Source organism: Bacillus sp. HMF5848 (assembly GCF_003944835.1).
GTDB lineage: Bacteria > Bacillota > Bacilli > Bacillales > HMF5848 > HMF5848.
Genome location: NZ_RWIV01000001.1, coordinates 3,564,919 through 3,582,133 on the forward strand (window position 1 = coordinate 3,564,919; position 17,215 = coordinate 3,582,133).

The 17,215-nt window shown below is 38.3% G+C and carries 19 protein-coding genes and 2 riboswitches; all 19 genes read right to left on the reverse strand.

Annotated elements, in window-relative coordinates:
- Positions 1-11: 11 nt before the first annotated feature.
- Positions 12-452, reverse strand: a complete 441-nt coding sequence (gene sufU, locus EJF36_RS17155) for a Fe-S cluster assembly sulfur transfer protein SufU (protein WP_125907466.1) — start codon at positions 450-452, stop codon at positions 12-14.
- Complete coding sequence (locus EJF36_RS17160; protein ID WP_125907467.1) at positions 442-1,662, reverse strand: cysteine desulfurase; 1,221 nt, start codon at positions 1,660-1,662, stop codon at positions 442-444. The genes sufU and EJF36_RS17160 overlap by 11 nt, the downstream gene beginning before the upstream one ends.
- Positions 1,662-2,975, reverse strand: a complete 1,314-nt coding sequence (gene sufD / locus EJF36_RS17165; protein ID WP_125907468.1) for a Fe-S cluster assembly protein SufD — start codon at positions 2,973-2,975, stop codon at positions 1,662-1,664. Before sufD ends, EJF36_RS17160 begins: the two co-directional genes overlap by 1 nt.
- A gap of 17 nt (positions 2,976-2,992) precedes the next feature.
- Positions 2,993-3,778 carry a Fe-S cluster assembly ATPase SufC gene (sufC, locus tag EJF36_RS17170; RefSeq protein ID WP_125907469.1) on the reverse strand — a complete coding sequence of 262 codons (786 nt, stop codon included), beginning with the start codon at positions 3,776-3,778 and terminating at the stop codon, positions 2,993-2,995.
- Between the two features lie 282 nt (positions 3,779-4,060).
- Positions 4,061-4,204: a hypothetical protein gene (locus EJF36_RS17175; RefSeq protein ID WP_185807042.1), complete on the reverse strand. Its 144-nt coding sequence runs from the start codon at positions 4,202-4,204 to the stop codon at positions 4,061-4,063.
- Between the two features lie 612 nt (positions 4,205-4,816).
- Positions 4,817-5,185: a carboxymuconolactone decarboxylase family protein gene (locus EJF36_RS17180; protein WP_125907471.1), complete on the reverse strand. Its 369-nt coding sequence runs from the start codon at positions 5,183-5,185 to the stop codon at positions 4,817-4,819.
- A gap of 377 nt (positions 5,186-5,562) precedes the next feature.
- Positions 5,563-6,375, reverse strand: a complete 813-nt coding sequence (locus tag EJF36_RS17185) for a MetQ/NlpA family ABC transporter substrate-binding protein (RefSeq protein ID WP_125907472.1) — start codon at positions 6,373-6,375, stop codon at positions 5,563-5,565.
- Positions 6,376-6,395: 20 nt separating this feature from the next.
- Entirely contained in the window at positions 6,396-7,064 is a 669-nt protein-coding gene (locus EJF36_RS17190; protein WP_125907473.1) for a methionine ABC transporter permease, read from the reverse strand.
- Complete coding sequence (locus EJF36_RS17195) at positions 7,057-8,082, reverse strand: methionine ABC transporter ATP-binding protein (protein ID WP_125907474.1); 1,026 nt, start codon at positions 8,080-8,082, stop codon at positions 7,057-7,059. The genes EJF36_RS17190 and EJF36_RS17195 overlap by 8 nt, the downstream gene beginning before the upstream one ends.
- A gap of 187 nt (positions 8,083-8,269) precedes the next feature.
- A riboswitch (SAM riboswitch) is annotated at positions 8,270-8,377 on the reverse strand.
- A gap of 107 nt (positions 8,378-8,484) precedes the next feature.
- Positions 8,485-9,795 carry an O-acetylhomoserine aminocarboxypropyltransferase/cysteine synthase family protein gene (locus EJF36_RS17200; RefSeq protein WP_125907475.1) on the reverse strand — a complete coding sequence of 437 codons (1,311 nt, stop codon included), beginning with the start codon at positions 9,793-9,795 and terminating at the stop codon, positions 8,485-8,487.
- A 64-nt stretch (positions 9,796-9,859) separates the two neighbouring features.
- Positions 9,860-9,963: riboswitch (SAM riboswitch) on the reverse strand.
- Positions 9,964-10,028: 65 nt separating this feature from the next.
- Complete coding sequence (locus EJF36_RS17205) at positions 10,029-10,385, reverse strand: hypothetical protein (RefSeq protein WP_125907476.1); 357 nt, start codon at positions 10,383-10,385, stop codon at positions 10,029-10,031.
- A gap of 119 nt (positions 10,386-10,504) precedes the next feature.
- Positions 10,505-11,764: an MFS transporter gene (locus EJF36_RS17210; RefSeq protein WP_125907477.1), complete on the reverse strand. Its 1,260-nt coding sequence runs from the start codon at positions 11,762-11,764 to the stop codon at positions 10,505-10,507.
- Between the two features lie 143 nt (positions 11,765-11,907).
- Entirely contained in the window at positions 11,908-12,231 is a 324-nt protein-coding gene (locus tag EJF36_RS17215; RefSeq protein WP_125907478.1) for a thioredoxin family protein, read from the reverse strand.
- Positions 12,232-12,254: 23 nt separating this feature from the next.
- Positions 12,255-12,602, reverse strand: coding sequence for a toprim domain-containing protein (locus tag EJF36_RS17220; RefSeq protein WP_125907479.1), 348 nt, complete (start codon positions 12,600-12,602; stop codon positions 12,255-12,257).
- A gap of 115 nt (positions 12,603-12,717) precedes the next feature.
- Complete coding sequence (locus EJF36_RS17225) at positions 12,718-12,963, reverse strand: YusG family protein (protein ID WP_125907480.1); 246 nt, start codon at positions 12,961-12,963, stop codon at positions 12,718-12,720.
- Between the two features lie 75 nt (positions 12,964-13,038).
- Positions 13,039-13,422, reverse strand: a complete 384-nt coding sequence (gcvH, locus tag EJF36_RS17230; protein ID WP_125907481.1) for a glycine cleavage system protein GcvH — start codon at positions 13,420-13,422, stop codon at positions 13,039-13,041.
- Positions 13,423-13,519: 97 nt separating this feature from the next.
- Complete coding sequence (locus EJF36_RS17235; protein ID WP_125907482.1) at positions 13,520-13,876, reverse strand: arsenate reductase family protein; 357 nt, start codon at positions 13,874-13,876, stop codon at positions 13,520-13,522.
- A gap of 279 nt (positions 13,877-14,155) precedes the next feature.
- Complete coding sequence (locus tag EJF36_RS17240) at positions 14,156-15,937, reverse strand: acyl-CoA dehydrogenase family protein (RefSeq protein ID WP_125907483.1); 1,782 nt, start codon at positions 15,935-15,937, stop codon at positions 14,156-14,158.
- 33 nt (positions 15,938-15,970) lie between these two features.
- The gene (locus EJF36_RS17245; protein ID WP_125908436.1) at positions 15,971-17,146 is read right to left on the reverse strand and encodes an acetyl-CoA C-acetyltransferase; all 1,176 of its coding nucleotides are present in this window, start codon (positions 17,144-17,146) and stop codon (positions 15,971-15,973) included.
- Positions 17,147-17,215 lie beyond the last annotated feature (69 nt).

A 17,215-nucleotide genomic window follows, 5' to 3' on the forward strand; every position in this document is an offset into this window, starting at 1 on the left:
CTAGAACCTCCCTATTCTTTGTTGTTATGAACGCCTTTTTCCATCGCTTTCCACGCGAGCGTTGCACACTTTATACGAGCAGGAAATTTAGAAACACCTTGCAATGCTTCAATATCTCCTAAATCAATTTCATCATCGTATTCTTTTCCTTGCATCATATCAGAAAAAATTTTCGACATTTTTAATGCATCTTCAACAGATTGACCTTTAATCACCTGCGTCATCATAGACGCCGATGACATTGATATAGAACAGCCTTCCCCGTCAAATTTTGCGTCAACAACTTTGTCATCCTCAACCTTTAACGTAAGGTGAATACGGTCACCACAAGTAGGATTGTTCATATCAATTGTAATACTATCATCTTCAAGACTACCTTTATTTCGTGGGTTCTTGTAGTGATCCATAATAACCTGGCGATAAAGGGTGTCTAAATTATTGTTAAAAGACATGACTAAAATACTCCTTTGTTTTCAGTAGTGCAGCAGCTAGCTTATCAACCTCTTCTTCCGTATTATACAGGTAAAAGCTTGCCCGTGCTGTTGCTGAAACCTTTAGCCATTTCATAAGCGGTTGAGCGCAATGGTGACCTGCACGAATAGCAATACCTTCAGCATCAACAACAGTAGCTACATCGTGTGGATGTACATCATCCATTGTAAAAGTCACAAGTCCTGCTCGTTTAGCTGGTCCATAAATGGTCAGCCCATCAATCTTCGAAAGCTTTTCTACTGCATATTGAGCTAATTGATGCTCATGTTTTTCAATATTTTCAAGACCAATGTCTTCTAAGAAGTCAATTGCTGCCGCAAGCCCGATAGCTCCAGCAATAATAGGGGTTCCCGCTTCAAACTTCCACGGAAGCTCCTTCCATGTTGATTCGTACAGGCCAACAAAATCAATCATTTCTCCACCAGTTTCATCAGGATCCATTTTTTCTAGGTGCTCTTTTTTTCCATATAAAACACCTATGCCTGTCGGCGCACACATCTTATGGCCTGAGAAAGCAAGAAAATCACAATCTAAATCTTGTACATCTATTTTCATATGAGGAGCACTTTGCGCTGCATCTACAACCATAATCGCTCCATTTTCATGTGCGATGGCTGCAATTTCCTTAATAGGGTTTATTGTACCAAGTACATTTGATACCTGCATAACAGAAACAATCTTTGTTTTACTTGTAATTGTTTCACGCACTTTATCTAGTGATAGTGACCCATCATCCTCTAGGGGGATGTACTTTAACACCGCCCCCGTTGCTTTCGTTACTTGCTGCCAAGGAATAATATTGGCATGGTGCTCCATATATGTGATGACAATCTCATCACCATCATTTAAGTTGGCACCCCCATAGCTCTTTGCAACTGTGTTTAGCGCTGTTGTCGTTCCTCTTGTAAAAATAACTTCTTCATTTGAAGCTGCATTTATGAATCGGCGTATACGATCACGTGCGCCTTCATAAGCATCCGTTGCTTTCGTTCCAAGAGTATGAACACCACGATGAACATTTGAGTTGTAGCCTTTGTAGTATTTTTCTAGTGCTTCAATCACGGCAATAGGCTTCTGAGATGTAGCGGCACTATCTAAATACACTAACGGCATGTCGTTAACGTTTTGTTGTAGAATTGGAAACTGTTTACGGATTTCAGCAACGTTCATTATTTTATTTTCCTTTCAATCACCTTAGAAAGCTGTTCTTTTACACTTTCTATCGGCAGCTGCTCTACAACTGGCGCTAAGAAACCATGAATGATTAGTCGTTCTGCCTCAGTCCTTGAAACGCCGCGACTCATCATATAATAAAGCTGAATAGGATCTACACGACCTACTGACGCTGCATGTCCTGCCGTAACATCATCTTCTTCAATAAGTAGAATTGGATTGGCATCGCCTCTAGCTTTCTCGCTTAGCATAAGCACGCGAGACTCTTGCTCGGCATTAGATTTTGTAGCACCGTGTTCAATCTTTCCAATTCCATTGAAAATAGATGTTGCATTATCTTTCATGACGCCATGTTTAAGAATATATCCTTCTGAGTGCTTTCCAAAATGGACAACCTTCGTTGTGAAGTTTTGTGTTTGATCACCTGTACCAACGACAACGGTTTTTGTGTCTCCAAATGAGCCGTCACCGATAAGATTTGTTGTGTTTTCAGACACAGTATTTCCATCGTTCATAAGACCTAATGCCCACTCAATCTTAGCATCACGACCTGCAACACCGCGACGATTCACATAAGCTGTAACGTCTTTTCCAAGGTTATCAACGGCACCAAACGATACGCGAGCATTTGTGTTTGCAAATACTTCTGTCACAATGTTTACGACACCTTCTGACGCACTACGATTTGATACATAGTTTTCTACATACGTAACAGAGCTATTATCATCAGCAACTACAATAACATGGTTGAAAAGAGTTGCTTTTTCTTGTTCATGGATAAACACAGCCTGTAAAGGTGTTTTTACTTCAACATTTTTTGGCACATAAACAAATACTCCACCGTTCATGTATGCTGCATGAAGAGCCGCAAGCTTATGCTCATCAATTTTTACACCATTCATATAATATTTTTTAACAAGATCCTCATGTTCTTTTACAGCTGTATAAATGTCTGTGAACACAACGCCTTGTTGCTTTAATTCGTCTGACATAATTGAATAGGCTGGTGTTTGGTCACGTTGAACATATAGATTATTCTCTACATCTTCACCAGTCTCAATTAATGAACGGACAGACTCAGGTAATTCATCAACAGATGCGTATTTATCGCTTACAACACTATGTGTGTCAAATCCAGTGAAATTCCATTTAGCTATTCTTGTTTTATCAGCTTTTGGCAAAGGTAAATCTACAAGTTTTTCCAGCGCTGAAGTTCGTAACTCTGTTAACCAGTTCGGTTCATTATTTTTACTTGAATAGTCATTTATATATTCTTTATCAAACGGTAATGTTGTTGTATCTACTGTCATCATGATCCCCCTATCGCTTACACTTCTTGGCCGACAGTTTCGTCTTCAATACCTAACTCCTGCTTAATCCAATCGTACCCTTCTGCTTCCAAGCGGTGTGCAAGTTCTGGACCGCCTGATTTCACGATTTTACCTTGCATCATAACGTGAACGAAATCAGGTGTGATGTAGTTAAGTAGACGTTGATAGTGTGTAATGATTAAACATCCAAAGTCTTCGCCGCGCATATCATTAATACCTTTAGAAACGACCTTCAACGCATCAATATCCAAACCTGAGTCAATTTCATCAAGAATGGCAATTTTAGGCTCAAGCATCATTAATTGAAGGATTTCATTACGTTTCTTTTCTCCACCAGAGAACCCTTCATTCACATAGCGCTGTGCCATATTAACGTCCATTTCTAAGAAATCCATCTTTTTATCCATAGTTTTAATGAATTTCATTAATGAAACTTCATTACCTTCTTCACGCTTAGCGTTGATAGCAGAACGTAAGAAATCTGCATTCGTAACACCAGAAATTTCTGAAGGATATTGCATTGCTAAAAACAGACCAGCCTTAGCTCGCTCATCCACTTCCATTTCTAATACATCTTCCCCATCTAACGTAATTGTTCCTTGTGTCACTTCGTATTTAGGGTGACCCATAATAGCACTTGATAAAGTTGACTTACCTGTACCGTTTGGACCCATTACCGCATGAATCTCTCCACCCTTAATTTCTAGATTAACTCCTTTAAGAATTTCTTTCCCGTCAATTGCTACATGTAAATCTTTAATTGATAAAGTAGAACCAGACATTCCCATTCCTCCAACGTTATAAAATTCAATAAATATAAAGCTTTGCTCTATATTTTATTAATTCTCAATCTATTCTCATTACAATCTTATAACAAATAAATTTTAGAATCAACAAAATCGTCCTAGTTACTTACGACTTTTTAAACAAAAATGTTTATAAAGTCTTTTAGACTTAGAAATCTATGTATATATTCATGCATTTAGTGTGTACTTTTCTTTGTAAAAATAACAATAAAAAATACAATACCAGCCCGGAGGCTGGTATCTTAAATGTTATACTTATTATCCTTCATGCATTTTACGGTCAAAGTCTTGCACTATTCTTCGACTTGCAATATACTCCTGTTCGCGACGTTGCTCTACCTTCATTCTCTCCTTAAAGACCCGTCGATACACCTCGTAGCCAATTCCATGTGAGCTGTACATCGCTTTCTCCATCTCAGTTGTATAATGCAGTTTCAAAGGTTGAATAATGAACCAATCCTTTCAGATTTTATTTACAGTCATTATCGTATCACCATTATGCTCTTCACGACAAACTTCAAAAAATTGGATTTAGCTCGCTAAAGACCCCTATTTAATGATTCTACAATCTCGAACAATTAACTTTATATATTTACTCCTAATTCCTACGATTTACTATGTAACATCATCTTACAAACAAAACTGACACTCCCACACCTGAAAGAGTGGAGGCTCATTCACTTGCACACTTCTCCCGTATCTCGGTAATGTTTAGGTCTGTAGTCTAGTATTTAATTGTACTAGTTATTGTTGGCCGTAGGGGGGTGGTTTGTAATAATCTCTAGTGTTAGTGTTTTCATGGTGACTACATTTTGATGGTGCCAAAGAATCTTATTAAAATAAAGCTAAAATTAATTGCTCCGGGTATTGGGGTGAGCTTGCGCGCGAGGTAAATGTGAGTTTACGCGCGAATGGGATGGTCACAATTGAGATTCACACTAACTTCACTAGCATTACAATACTGAACAATATAAAAAGGACCACTTTTCATGGCCCCTCACTACATTTTATATTTTAATGTCTATTTGTTGGTAGTTCATTTATACACTCTTGTACCAATGTGACGGCGTGGCTCATAGCATGCCCTCCGCCAAATGCACCAGCTACGCCACAAGCTTCTAGAATTTGCTGTTCAGTACAACCTTGGTCAAGACAACCTTTTGTATGGTAGACCATACAGTACTCATCTCCTGTAGCAACAGCAATTCCTAGTGCGACGAGCTGCTTCTCACGCTGTGTTAATGCACCTTCCTTAAAGCAAGCTTCTGTAAAAGCATTGTATGCGTGTGCTACTTCTGGAAGCTTTTGTGTAAAAGTGCCCACGCCTTCTTTATAATGATGTAATGTGGCTTCTGTAGATGTTTGTGGTTCGCGATAATCCATACTTGTCACTCCCTAATAAATATCATCGTTATTAGTATGGATATTGCTCTCATGCGTTATGCCTTACTTTTCAAAATGACTACCCTACCTGTTTCTTCTTTTATAAACAAGCCGCAACTAAATCAATTAAAGCACCGAATACAGCCAAACACTTTAACTAGGTACAGAGTCGACACCAACTGGATTTCTACTCGACATGGATTGGGTATCTATTTTACATCAAACAGGTATCTACTCGACACGAATTGGGTATGTATTCGACAAACCCTCTCACTGGATCTAAAAGTTAGACTAAATCCACCTACAACTTTTGCTTGAGCACTAATTGTCCTAATAAAAATCCCGACTACTTCTACATAGTCGGGATTTTTTACTATTTATTTTGCAGCTGGGATTACAGCGCCGCTGTAGTTTTCTGAGATAAAGCTTTGAATTTCTTCTGATTGAAGTACTTCTACCAATGCTTTGATTTTTTCGCTACTTTCGTCACCTTTTTTTACTGCAATTAGGTTAACATATGGGTTGTTATCAGGTGATTCAACAGCAATAGGATCGTTTGCTGGATCTAATCCTGCATCTAAAGCAAAGTTAGCATTAATTAAAACAGCATCGCCTTCATTATTCTCATAAGCTTTTGTTAAAAGCGGAGCTTCAATATCTGCAACAAATTCAAGGTTTTTAGGATTTTCGACAACATCGTCGATAGTAGCGCTAATTTTTTCAACACCATCTGCTAGCTTAATTAAGCCTTTTTCTTCAAGGAGTGAAAGAATACGACCATGGTCCGCAACAGAGCTACTCATAATAATAGTTGCTCCTTCAGGAAGCTCTTCAAGGCTGCTATAGTTTTTAGAATAAACACCGATTGGTTCAATGTGTACGCCACCTGCATTCACAAAATCGTAGCCATGCTCAGCAATTTGTGCGTTTAAATACGGTACGTGTTGGAAATAGTTAGCATCAATCTCTCCCTCTTCAAGAGACTTGTTCGGTAAAATGTAGTCTGTAAATTCCACTACTTCAAGCTCATAACCTTTTTCTTCAAGAAGTGGCTTCACTTGTTCTAAAATTTCGGCATGAGGAACAGGTGATGCACCTACTTTAATTACTTTTTCATCTGTGCCATTTCCACAAGCTGTTAAAGCGCCTGTTAATACAATTCCTGCAACTAACGATAAGATTTTTTTCATTTTGTTTTCCCCCTAATATTTTATCTTTTATCAATTTTAGCGGTGATTTTATCACCAATAAGCTGAATAATAAAAACTATGATTAAAATGACGACCGTCGCTATTAACGTCACGTCATTACGACCACGCTGAAAGCCTTCTAAGTATGCTAACGTGCCTAAACCACCAGCCCCGATTACACCTGCCATCGCTGTATAGCTAACTAACGCAATAGCTGTTACAGTAATACCTGATACTAATGCTGGCATCGATTCCGGTAAAAGAACCTTCCAGATAATTTCTGTTGTTTTTGCACCCATGGCTTTTGCAGCTTCTATAACACCTTTATCAATCTCACGCAGGGCAATTTCAACCATTCTCGCATAGAACGGTGCGGCACCTATTATTAAAGCTGGTAATGCCGCATTGGCACCTAGCATGGAACCTACAATTATCTTTGTAAAAGGAATTAGTAAAATAATTAATATAATAAATGGAATAGACCGAAATATATTTACAACTGCAGCAATAATGCCGTTTACGATTCGATTTTCCCATATGTTACCTTTACTTGTTAAAAACAATAGTAGCCCAAGTATGATTCCTAAAACAAAGGTAGCTACCACAGATATGAAAGCCATATATAACGTTTCCCATGTTGCTTCTATTACTTTTTCCCACTTCACGTTTGGTAATAACGCATCAAGCATGGACTATCACCTCCGCCCCTACTTGATGTTCATGTAAGAAATCAATAGCTTTCTTTAAATCGTCTTCGCTTCCATCTAGATGAACAAAGAGCGTTCCATATGACCCACTTTGTGTTTGTGATATTTTACCTTGTAAAATGTTCACTTCCACATTAAAGGATCGGATAAGAGATGACATAAGTGGCTGTTCTGCAGCTTCTCCCACAAAAGTCAATTGCACAACACGACCATTTGGATAAAGATGCAGTAGGTGCTCAACCGTCTCCTTTGTCTCTTCCGGCTCTGTTACTTGAGACACAAAACGCTTAGTAATAGCTTGGACTGGATTTTTAAACACATCAAGAACAGGTCCTAATTCAACGATTTTACCAGCTTCCATAACTGCGACGCGGTGGCATATTTTTCGAATAACATGCATTTCGTGTGTAATTAAAACAATGGTTAGACCTAGTCTTTTGTTGATATCCACTAATAAATCAAGAATAGAGTCGGTTGTTTGTGGATCAAGTGCGCTTGTTGCTTCGTCACACAACAGCACCTTCGGGTTATTAGCTAGTGCTCTTGCAATCCCTACACGCTGCTTTTGTCCACCGCTAAGCTGCGAAGGATAAGCTTCTTCACGACCTTCTAGTCCTACTAATCGTACAAGCTCATTTACACGTTTGTATCGTTCTTCTTTTGGTACGCCCGCCAACTCTAAAGGAAAAGCAATATTGTCGCGAACTGTCCGTGACCAAAGAAGATTAAAATGTTGAAATATCATACCTATTTCTTGTCTTGCAGCTCGAAGCTCTTTAGAAGTTATATTATGAATAGATCTACCAGCTACTTCTACTGAACCAGACGTTGGTTTTTCTAATCCATTTAGCAGTCGAATCAATGTACTTTTTCCTGCACCACTGTAACCAATAACACCAAAAATTTCACCTTCTTTAATATCAAGGTTCACATCTTGTACAGCCGTTACCTTACCACTTTGTGCTAGGAATGTTTTTGAAATTTGTTTCAAAGAAATCATCTTTGTTCACCTCACTTGTTTTTTATTATGCATTTCATCATGGTAGCTTATTAGATAAACTCAGTATTGACTAAACACATAGGAAAACTTTGTTTTATACTAAAACAATTCTTAGGCTAATTATCCTTCGATATACGAAAAAACCTTTCTGCAGAAAATGAGCAGAAAGGTGTATGTGTTAGCCTTTCTCTCATCTTTCAAAGCTAGCGCTTTGTGTGAATTGGCACCGTGTCAGTATCAAACTGATGGTTGCCGGGTTTCATAGGGCACATCCCTCCACCTCTCGCAATAAGAGAATCGTATATGAAGTTTTTCTTTACTTTTTTAAATCAACAAAGAGTAATATATCATCGCACAAGTGAGGTGTCAAACATTTTTTCTCTGAATTTATGAAATTATTAATTAAACAGATTTTGCAGTAATGGTTGTTGCCTTTTCAATCGCCTGTGTTAAATCCTCAAGTAAATCATCAATATGCTCTATCCCAACTGACAAGCGAATTAAGTCCTCGCTTACTCCTGATGCCTTTAAATCTTCTGTATTTAACTGTTGGTGCGTTGTACTTGCTGGGTGAATTATTAAGCTTTTAGCATCTCCGACATTCGCTACATGAGACCATAAATCGACAGCGTTTATTAGTGCGGCTCCCGCTTCTCTTCCGCCTTTAATTCCAAATACAATGACAGCGCCAGCACCTTTCGGTAAATACTTATCAGCAAGCTTCTTAGCCGGATGACTGTCAAGCTCCGGATATAATACCCACTCGACTGCAGGGTGATCTTCAAGAAACTCAACTATTTTACGTGTATTAGCTATATGCTCTTTCATGCGTACGTGCAATGTTTCTATTCCTAATGAAAATTGAAAGGCATTATAAGGACTAATTGCAGCTCCTAAATCACGAAGCAACTGCACACGAGCTTTAATAATATATGCCGCAGGGCCACAAGCATCGGCATAAACTATACCATTGTAGCTTGCATCTGGCGTATTTAATCCTGGAAATTTGTCGTTTTTCCAGTCAAAATTCCCACCATCAACAATAATTCCCCCCATTGTTGTTCCGTTTCCTAACAACCACTTTGTAGCAGAGTGAATAACAATATGCGCTCCATACTCTATCGGTCTACATAAATAAGGTGTTGCGAAGGTATTATCAATAATCAGTGGTATACCTGCGTCGTTGGCAATTTCAGCTACCGCCTCAATATCTAAAACGTGTAAGCTTGGGTTTCCGATCGTTTCAGCAAAAATCGCCTTCGTTTTTGGTGTAATGGCTGCTCTGAAGTTCTCAGGGTCATCAGGATTAACAAACTTCGTTTCAATCCCATATTTCGGTAATGTCGTTGAAAATAAGTTGTATGTTCCACCATACAATGTAGAGGCTGATACAATTTCATCACCCGCCCCAGCAATATTTAATATAGCTGTCGTAATAGCTGCCATCCCACTTGCAACAGCTAAGGCACCGACACCACCCTCAAGTAAAGCGACACGCTCTTCAAATACTGTCACTGTTGGGTTATGAATGCGAGTATAAATGTACCCTGGTTCCTTCAGGCCGAAAAGATTTGCAGCATGATCTGTATCTCGAAACAAATAGGCGTTTGATTGATATATTGGCACTGACCTGGCTCCCGTTTCTTGATCGCGATTTACCCCTCCATGAATATGTAGCGTTTCAGCACGGTATTGCTTTTTTACCTCTGTCATTCACATCTCTCCTCTGCTTAATATAAAAGCCCCTCTTAAGAAGAGGGGCTGTTGTTAATAGCTCTTCTTATCTTTCAGAGCAAAACGCTCTGCTGGAATTAGCACCGTATTATACTAACCGGTTGCCGGGCTTCGTCGGGCCAGTCCCTCCGCCACTCTTGATAAGTATTCATATAGGAATTTCCAATTACTTTAACCGAATTCTATCATGCTGAGAAAAAAGCTGTCAACATTTATTTAGAAAATTCTAAATTTATTGTTTTTCCGACTAAGTAAAACAATGCGTCTAATAGAAATATTTGTCTCCACGTACCTGATACTGATACATTGCTCATTTGCTGAAGCTGTCGCAATCGCAATTCTCCTTGGAGTATCTGGTCAAGGTCATGCTTTAACAATCGAATGATAACCTGTTTATCGGTCGAACTATCAGAACATATGCTACATTCTTCTTTAGAAACTTTAAAAGAAACTATCGTTTCTTCACATTCAATAGTTACGAATACATCTTGACTCGGTAATAATGCTTGAATAGGAGGTATATTTTGAACTTGTTTTAATAGTATTCGAATGTCTTCTTTAATACTCATTACACATCCCCACCTACTCTTTTATTACCTAAAAGATTCTCCAAAATGTGTGTAAATCCTTTATTATTTACTCGACATCATATACAAAGAGCTGACATTTCCCGAGAAATATGACAAATTTAGATGATTTTCACATGTACTTCTCGCTGGGGCTGTATCGTGTTTTTTACCATAAAATAAAAGTATGTTGAACCAACAAGGTACAATCCTGCTGTAATCGTAAATACAATGGCATACCCCCAATAAGACCCATGTACCATAACAAAAGCTGTAGAAACAGGTCCCATAACTGCCCAACCGAGACTAAATACCATTTGATTTACTGAATTAGCAAGCCCCTTTGCTGAATCATCAACTCGCTCCATTAATAATGATTGCATAATGGGATTACCAGCGTTCATTAATGCCTGTCTGAACAAAAATCCAATGGCAGCAAACATAATATTTGTTGTATACGCGGTCAACAGTAAAAATGGCAACGATAGTAATTGTAGTAATACTACTGAACGGACTTCACCTAGTTTTTTTACAACTGTTGGCCCAATGATCATCGCAAATGCTGTCGCGCCTTGACCTAAAGACAAAATTAATCCAATAACAGAATTAGACGCTTGGAATCGGTCTGCAAAATACAAATTTAAATAAGGCACGACTAAGCCAGCTCCAAAACCAATTATTAATTGAGCAACAGCAAATATTAAAATTATTTTTAGTTGGCTTACATCGATTTTTGTATTAATGCGACTCTTTACGGATCGCTCTTTTTTTACTGGCTTCATCCTAAGTAACGGTATTAAAGCTAATAAAAAAATGACACCTGCTATTAATAACGTTATTCGTATACTTAATAGTGCTGGTACGTGAAAAGCAAATGTAAATATATCTGTCAGCACGCCACCTAACAAATTACCAACTACTTGAGCGGCAGTCATTAATGCGGCGTTAAAGCTAAATAAATGAATTCGTTGAGATTGTGTTGAGTTTTCGGCAAGCCAAGGAATTGATGATACTTGTAAAAATGCCATGCTCAAACCAGTCATGAAAGCGGTCGCTAGTAATAACGGCTCTGCTTCCATCAAGCTTCTGACAATTAAAGTTCCACCTGTTAGCATTAAACCGAGAATCATTACATTGCGACGATTTGTCCTATCACTTATTATTCCTGCCGGGATAAGGATAATGGCTGACGCCAAAGCGGTCATAGATATAACCCTACCGTTAACCGTTTCGACATACCCTAATTCCCGTATGTAGAAGTTATAAATAATCATAAACATACCAATCGCAACTTGCGTTAATATAAGAACCATTAAGTACAAACGAACATTTTTATTATAAGAGCTAAACTGATTTTGCCACTCCTTATAGAAAGCGGTCATTTTCCACACTCCAAACTTATTTCGTATCCCTAAATAAGTTTAATTCTTTTTTCAAAAAAATCAATACATATCATTCAAAAAGTTCAGAAAAGAATAATATAGACTTATTCAAGATTGCGGTATAGAGAAAAGAAAAACACCGCCTATGAAGACGGTGTCTGTAAAAAAGTATTTATTTTATCTCGAATAAATTCAATAGAACGAAAAGCATATATCTTTTCAAACTTTAGCTCATTTTCTATTAGAAGTAAGCACGGTACACTTTCTATTTTCCACTTTTCAGCAAATGTTGAAGAATAATTCATATTCATCATAGCAATATTAACTGATGGATCAAGATCTTCTATCACAGTGAGCATCTTTTTAGTTAACTGACATGTACCACACAAAGGTGTGTACAAATAGACTAACACTTGCTCATTATTTAATAATTGCTGCTCTAAGGAATCACTTTGTATTTCACGCATTCTATTTTCAATCCTTTTGGTACTTATAAATATTTACTATTTACATCGATATTGGCGCTCAATAATATTGTTGCGACATGATGATCTGGCGCCGATGCAACTTCTCTATAAATTTTGTCAACATACAAATGTACAGCTTCTGGTAGTTCCCTTTTAAACTGTTTTCTTAGTTTTTCCCCTGCAGTGTCTGTATCGACCATGATATAGACATCTTTACAAACAATCTCGTCAATTAGTTCATCTAACTTTGAAATTCCAATGGTACCATTGGTACAAATTATCTCAATTGGTTCGTTAATAATAGCTTCTATCTTTTTTCTGTCAGACTTCCCTTCTACGACGATGACCTTTTCATAATCACTTGTGCCCATCTCCATCACCTAAGTTGAGTTATTTATCATAGTATATGTGTGACAAGACTTTTTTTTTCTAAAAAGTTATAAATTAATAATTTAGGCAGTGGAAATCCCACTGCCTAATGATTTTTTAGCACCAGCCATTTTCGTAGTCACAATCCACATACTTTTTATCAGGGTCTGAAACAACATCTGTCATTTTAAAAATTTGATTTCCATCAAGCTCAAAGCCGTTTTGTAATGCGAAAGAAGGCTTTGTGCCGTCTAAATTTAAGAAACCGATTGGTTCATTTTCCATAAAAAGCTCCATGCGTTCACCTTGTAACTTACCAGTTACTCTGTCAGTTACATTTAATTTCTTGCGTTCGAGTGTCATAGCGCATTCACCCTTTCATGCTTACTGTATATGCATTAGGGTGTCCTGCTAGCATTTCAAACATGATGAAAAATGTTAGCCTTCTTTTACCATTTCCTCATATTGCTCAGCAGTCATTAACTTCTCAATTTCGCTTGAATCACTCACTTCAATAACGACCATCCATGCTTTCTCATATGGCGACTCGTTAACATACTCTGGACTATCATTTAATTCTTCATTTATTTCTACTACTTTACCACTTATTGGCGCGTAAAGCTCAGATACAGTTTTTACTGATTCAACACTTCCAAACGGCTCATCAACGGTTACAGTATCACCAACTTCTGGTAATTCAACGAATACAATGTCACCTAATTCAGATTGTGCAAAGTCTGTAATACCCACTCGCACATTGTTACCTTCTACTTTTACCCACTCATGCTCTTCTGAAAAACGAAAATCCTTTGGTAAATTCATGGACAGTCCCTCCAGCAATTAGTTTTTAAAATAAACGTTTCATAAGACGCTTAAGACGTTTACTCTTTTAATTCAATATTATTTTCACATGCAAGTCTTACTGCCATGTGCTTGCAAATGCATCTTCATTAAAGCCGACAGTAACACGTTGACCATTTGTAACAATCGGGCGTTTAATAAGCATGCCGTCAGAAGCTAATAAGGCTAGTAACTCATCCTCACTAGTCGTAGGGATTCTGTCTTTTAACCCTAGCTCGCGGTATTTTTGCCCGCTCGTATTAAAAAATTTCTTTAATGGCAGCCCGCTCTTTTCGTACAAGTCTTTTAGCGTTTCTTTTGTAGGCGGCTGTTCAACAATATGTATTTCTTCGATACTTACATTATGTTCATCAAACCACTTTTTCGCCTTACGACACGTTCCACATTTAGGGTACCAATAAAAAGTCAATGCCAATTATGTCACCTCATAACAATAGTATATACTCATAGGAATCATACCATATTTGTCCAAAATATCACAATGATTCTGATACTCCCACTTAAAGAAGATGACCTTCTGATTGATAAGTTTTTACGATGGCTAATCATTATATTTAGACCGATAAAGTATAGTCGTTTGCTTACATTATGCTGAACCTCGTTTAGGTTAAGAGTTTGATTTACATAAATCCTCAACAGAAAAGAAGCTAACCTCCTTTTTCATGGTAGTTAGCTTCCTTGATCATTTTTTCAATTACACAACGTAGCGTTCTGCTTCTAAGATTGCTTTTGCAACTTCACGCTTCATAGCGATGACATTGTATGGTGTGTAGCGTGTTAGCTTACGTAAAGCAGAAATCATCATGCGTAGCACATCACCAGATTCAACAGCAACAATTGTTTCTTTAGCATGTGCTTCAATTTCATTAAATGCTTCTTGGCAATAGATTTGAGTGTATAAAATCTTTTGTTGATTTTTATCTTCACCTGTTTTAGCAATGGCTTTTTCCGTGCGAAGTAACGCTGATTCCATAGCGTATACGTTGCTTACAACGTCTGCAATATTCGCAAGAACTTCTTGTTCTTTTTCAATCGCAGGACCATATTTTTGTGCTGCTAAACCAGCAATCATTAATGCAATTTTCTTAGCATTTCTTACAAGCATTTTTTCTTGCTCTAATACTCCATCACCAGGTTCTTCTGGCATCATCATCATAAGCTCTTCTTGTAACGCTTGAGCTTTTTGAAGCAGTGGTAATTCACCCTTCATTGCTTTACGTAAAAACGTACCTGGTACTAACAATCTATTGATTTCATTTGTACCTTCAAAAATACGATTAATGCGCGAGTCACGATAAATTCTCTCTACTTCGTATTCTGCCATGAAGCCGTAACCACCATGGATTTGTACAGCCTCATCTGCACAATAGTCAAGAACTTCTGTCGCGAAGAATTTATTCAATGAACACTCGATCGCATATTCAGAGATAGCTGCCCCTACTGCACGACCATCATTAATCTCTTCTTGCGTTAATTGGCTCATGCTATCTTCGAATAATCCTACTGTGCGGTACACAGAGCTTTCAGAAGCATATGTCAAAACAGCCATATTAGCTAATTTTTCTTGAATCAAAGTAAACTTAGAGATTGGTCGCTTGAACTGTTGACGCTGATTTGCGTAAGTTGCTGCAAGCTCAATGGTACGCTTGTCACCACCAATAGTACCAACCGCTAATTTATATCGACCAATGTTTAAAATGTTAAATGCGATAACATGCCCTTTTCCTAATTCACCAAGTAGGTTTTCCTTTGGAACTAGAGCATCTTCGAGAATTAACGTACGAGTTGAAGATCCTTTAATACCCATTTTCTTTTCTTCTGGACCTGTTGATACACCCGGGTATTCTTTTTCAACAATGAAAGCAGAGAAATGCTCGCCATCTATTTTAGCATATACAACAAATACATCAGCAAAACCAGAGTTTGTAATCCATTGCTTTTCACCATTTAATACATAATGTGTTCCTTCTTCGTTAAGCTTTGCTGTTGTTTTTGCACCTAATGCATCTGAACCAGACCCCGGCTCAGTTAATGCATATGCAGCAAGCTTTTCCCCAGTTGATAGAGCAGGGAGATACTTTTGCTTTTGTTCCTCATTACCGAACAATACAATCGGTAATGATCCAATCCCTACGTGTGCTCCGTAAGAAAGTGAAAACGCACCGCCACGTGAAAACTTTTCTGTAATTAAAGCAGAACTAATTTTATCTAAACCTAGACCACCATACTCTTCTGGCACGTCAACACCTAATAAGCCTAGCTCACCAGCTTGCTTTAATAGTCTGACTGTATGATCGAAGTTATGCTGCTCAATCTCATCTAAATGAGGTGCTACATCATTTACAATAAAATCTTCTGTTGTTTTTGCCATGAGCTTATGCTCATCTGTGAAATCCTCCGGAGTTAACATACTTGTTGCATCAATATCCTCTATTAAGAAGCTACCACCTTTAATTACGTCTTGAATTTTTGCCATACTCCCATCCTCCTATATATTTATAAATTTAAATTACATTAATTCAAATACCCCAGCGGCTCCCATACCGCCACCAATACACATTGTGACAACACCAAATTGAACTTGACGACGACGCATTTCATGAATAAGCGATAGCGTTAATTTAGCACCGGTACAGCCAAGCGGATGACCTAAAGCGATCGCACCACCGTTTACATTGACAATATCCTCATTCAAATTAAGATGACGCATAACCTGAATAGATTGGGAAGCAAATGCTTCATTTAGTTCAAATAATCCTATGTCTGATAGCTCAAGACCCGCATATTTTAAAGCTCTAGGAATAGCTTCAATAGGGCCAATCCCCATTACTTCTGGCGGCACACCAGCCACAGCAAAGGAACGGAATTTTGCTAACGGCTGTAATGAAAGATTCTCAGCTTTTTCACGATCCATGACCATAACAGCTGCTGCGCCGTCGCTCGTTTGTGAGGAGTTACCAGCTGTGACAGTACCAGTTACAGAGAAAGCAGGTCTTAGCTTCGCTAATCCCTCCACGCTCGTATCTGGGCGAACGCCTTCGTCTGTATCAAACGTAAATGTTTTTTCCTGCAGCTTGTTATCTGCGCCAACAGATCTCGCCACAACATCTACAGGTACGATTTCGTCTTTAAATTTTTCGTTTTTAATAGCTGCTGCTGCTCGTTGATGACTTCTTACAGCAAAGGCATCTTGCTCTTCACGAGTAATGCCATATTTTCTCGCTACCTCTTCAGCTGTATGCCCCATAGACATGTAATACTCAGGAGCTTCTTCCACTAAACGCGGATTTGGTCTCACAATATGACCTGTCATAGGGATCATACTCATTGATTCTGCTCCACCAGCAATAATGGTGTCGGCATGACCAAGCATTATTTTCTCCGCTGCATACGCAACTGTTTGTAACCCAGATGAACAGAAGCGATTCACTGTAATAGCAGGTACAGTATGTGGAAGTCCTGCTAAAGCTCCAATATTACGTGCCATGTTTAGGCCTTGTTCAGCCTCGGGCATCGCACAACCAATAATTAAATCATCTATATTTCCATCGTAATTTCCTGCTCTTTTTAACGTTTCCTTTACAACGAGCGCCCCTAAATCATCTGGTCGCGTGTTCGCTAAGCTTCCTTTTTTCGCTTTTCCCACAGGTGTTCTTGCACCTGCGACAATAACGGCTTCTCTCACACGAACGCCTCCTTTGTCGTTTTTTATATCGGTTATGATTGGGGGTGACATGTTTTGTCCCCCTCATTT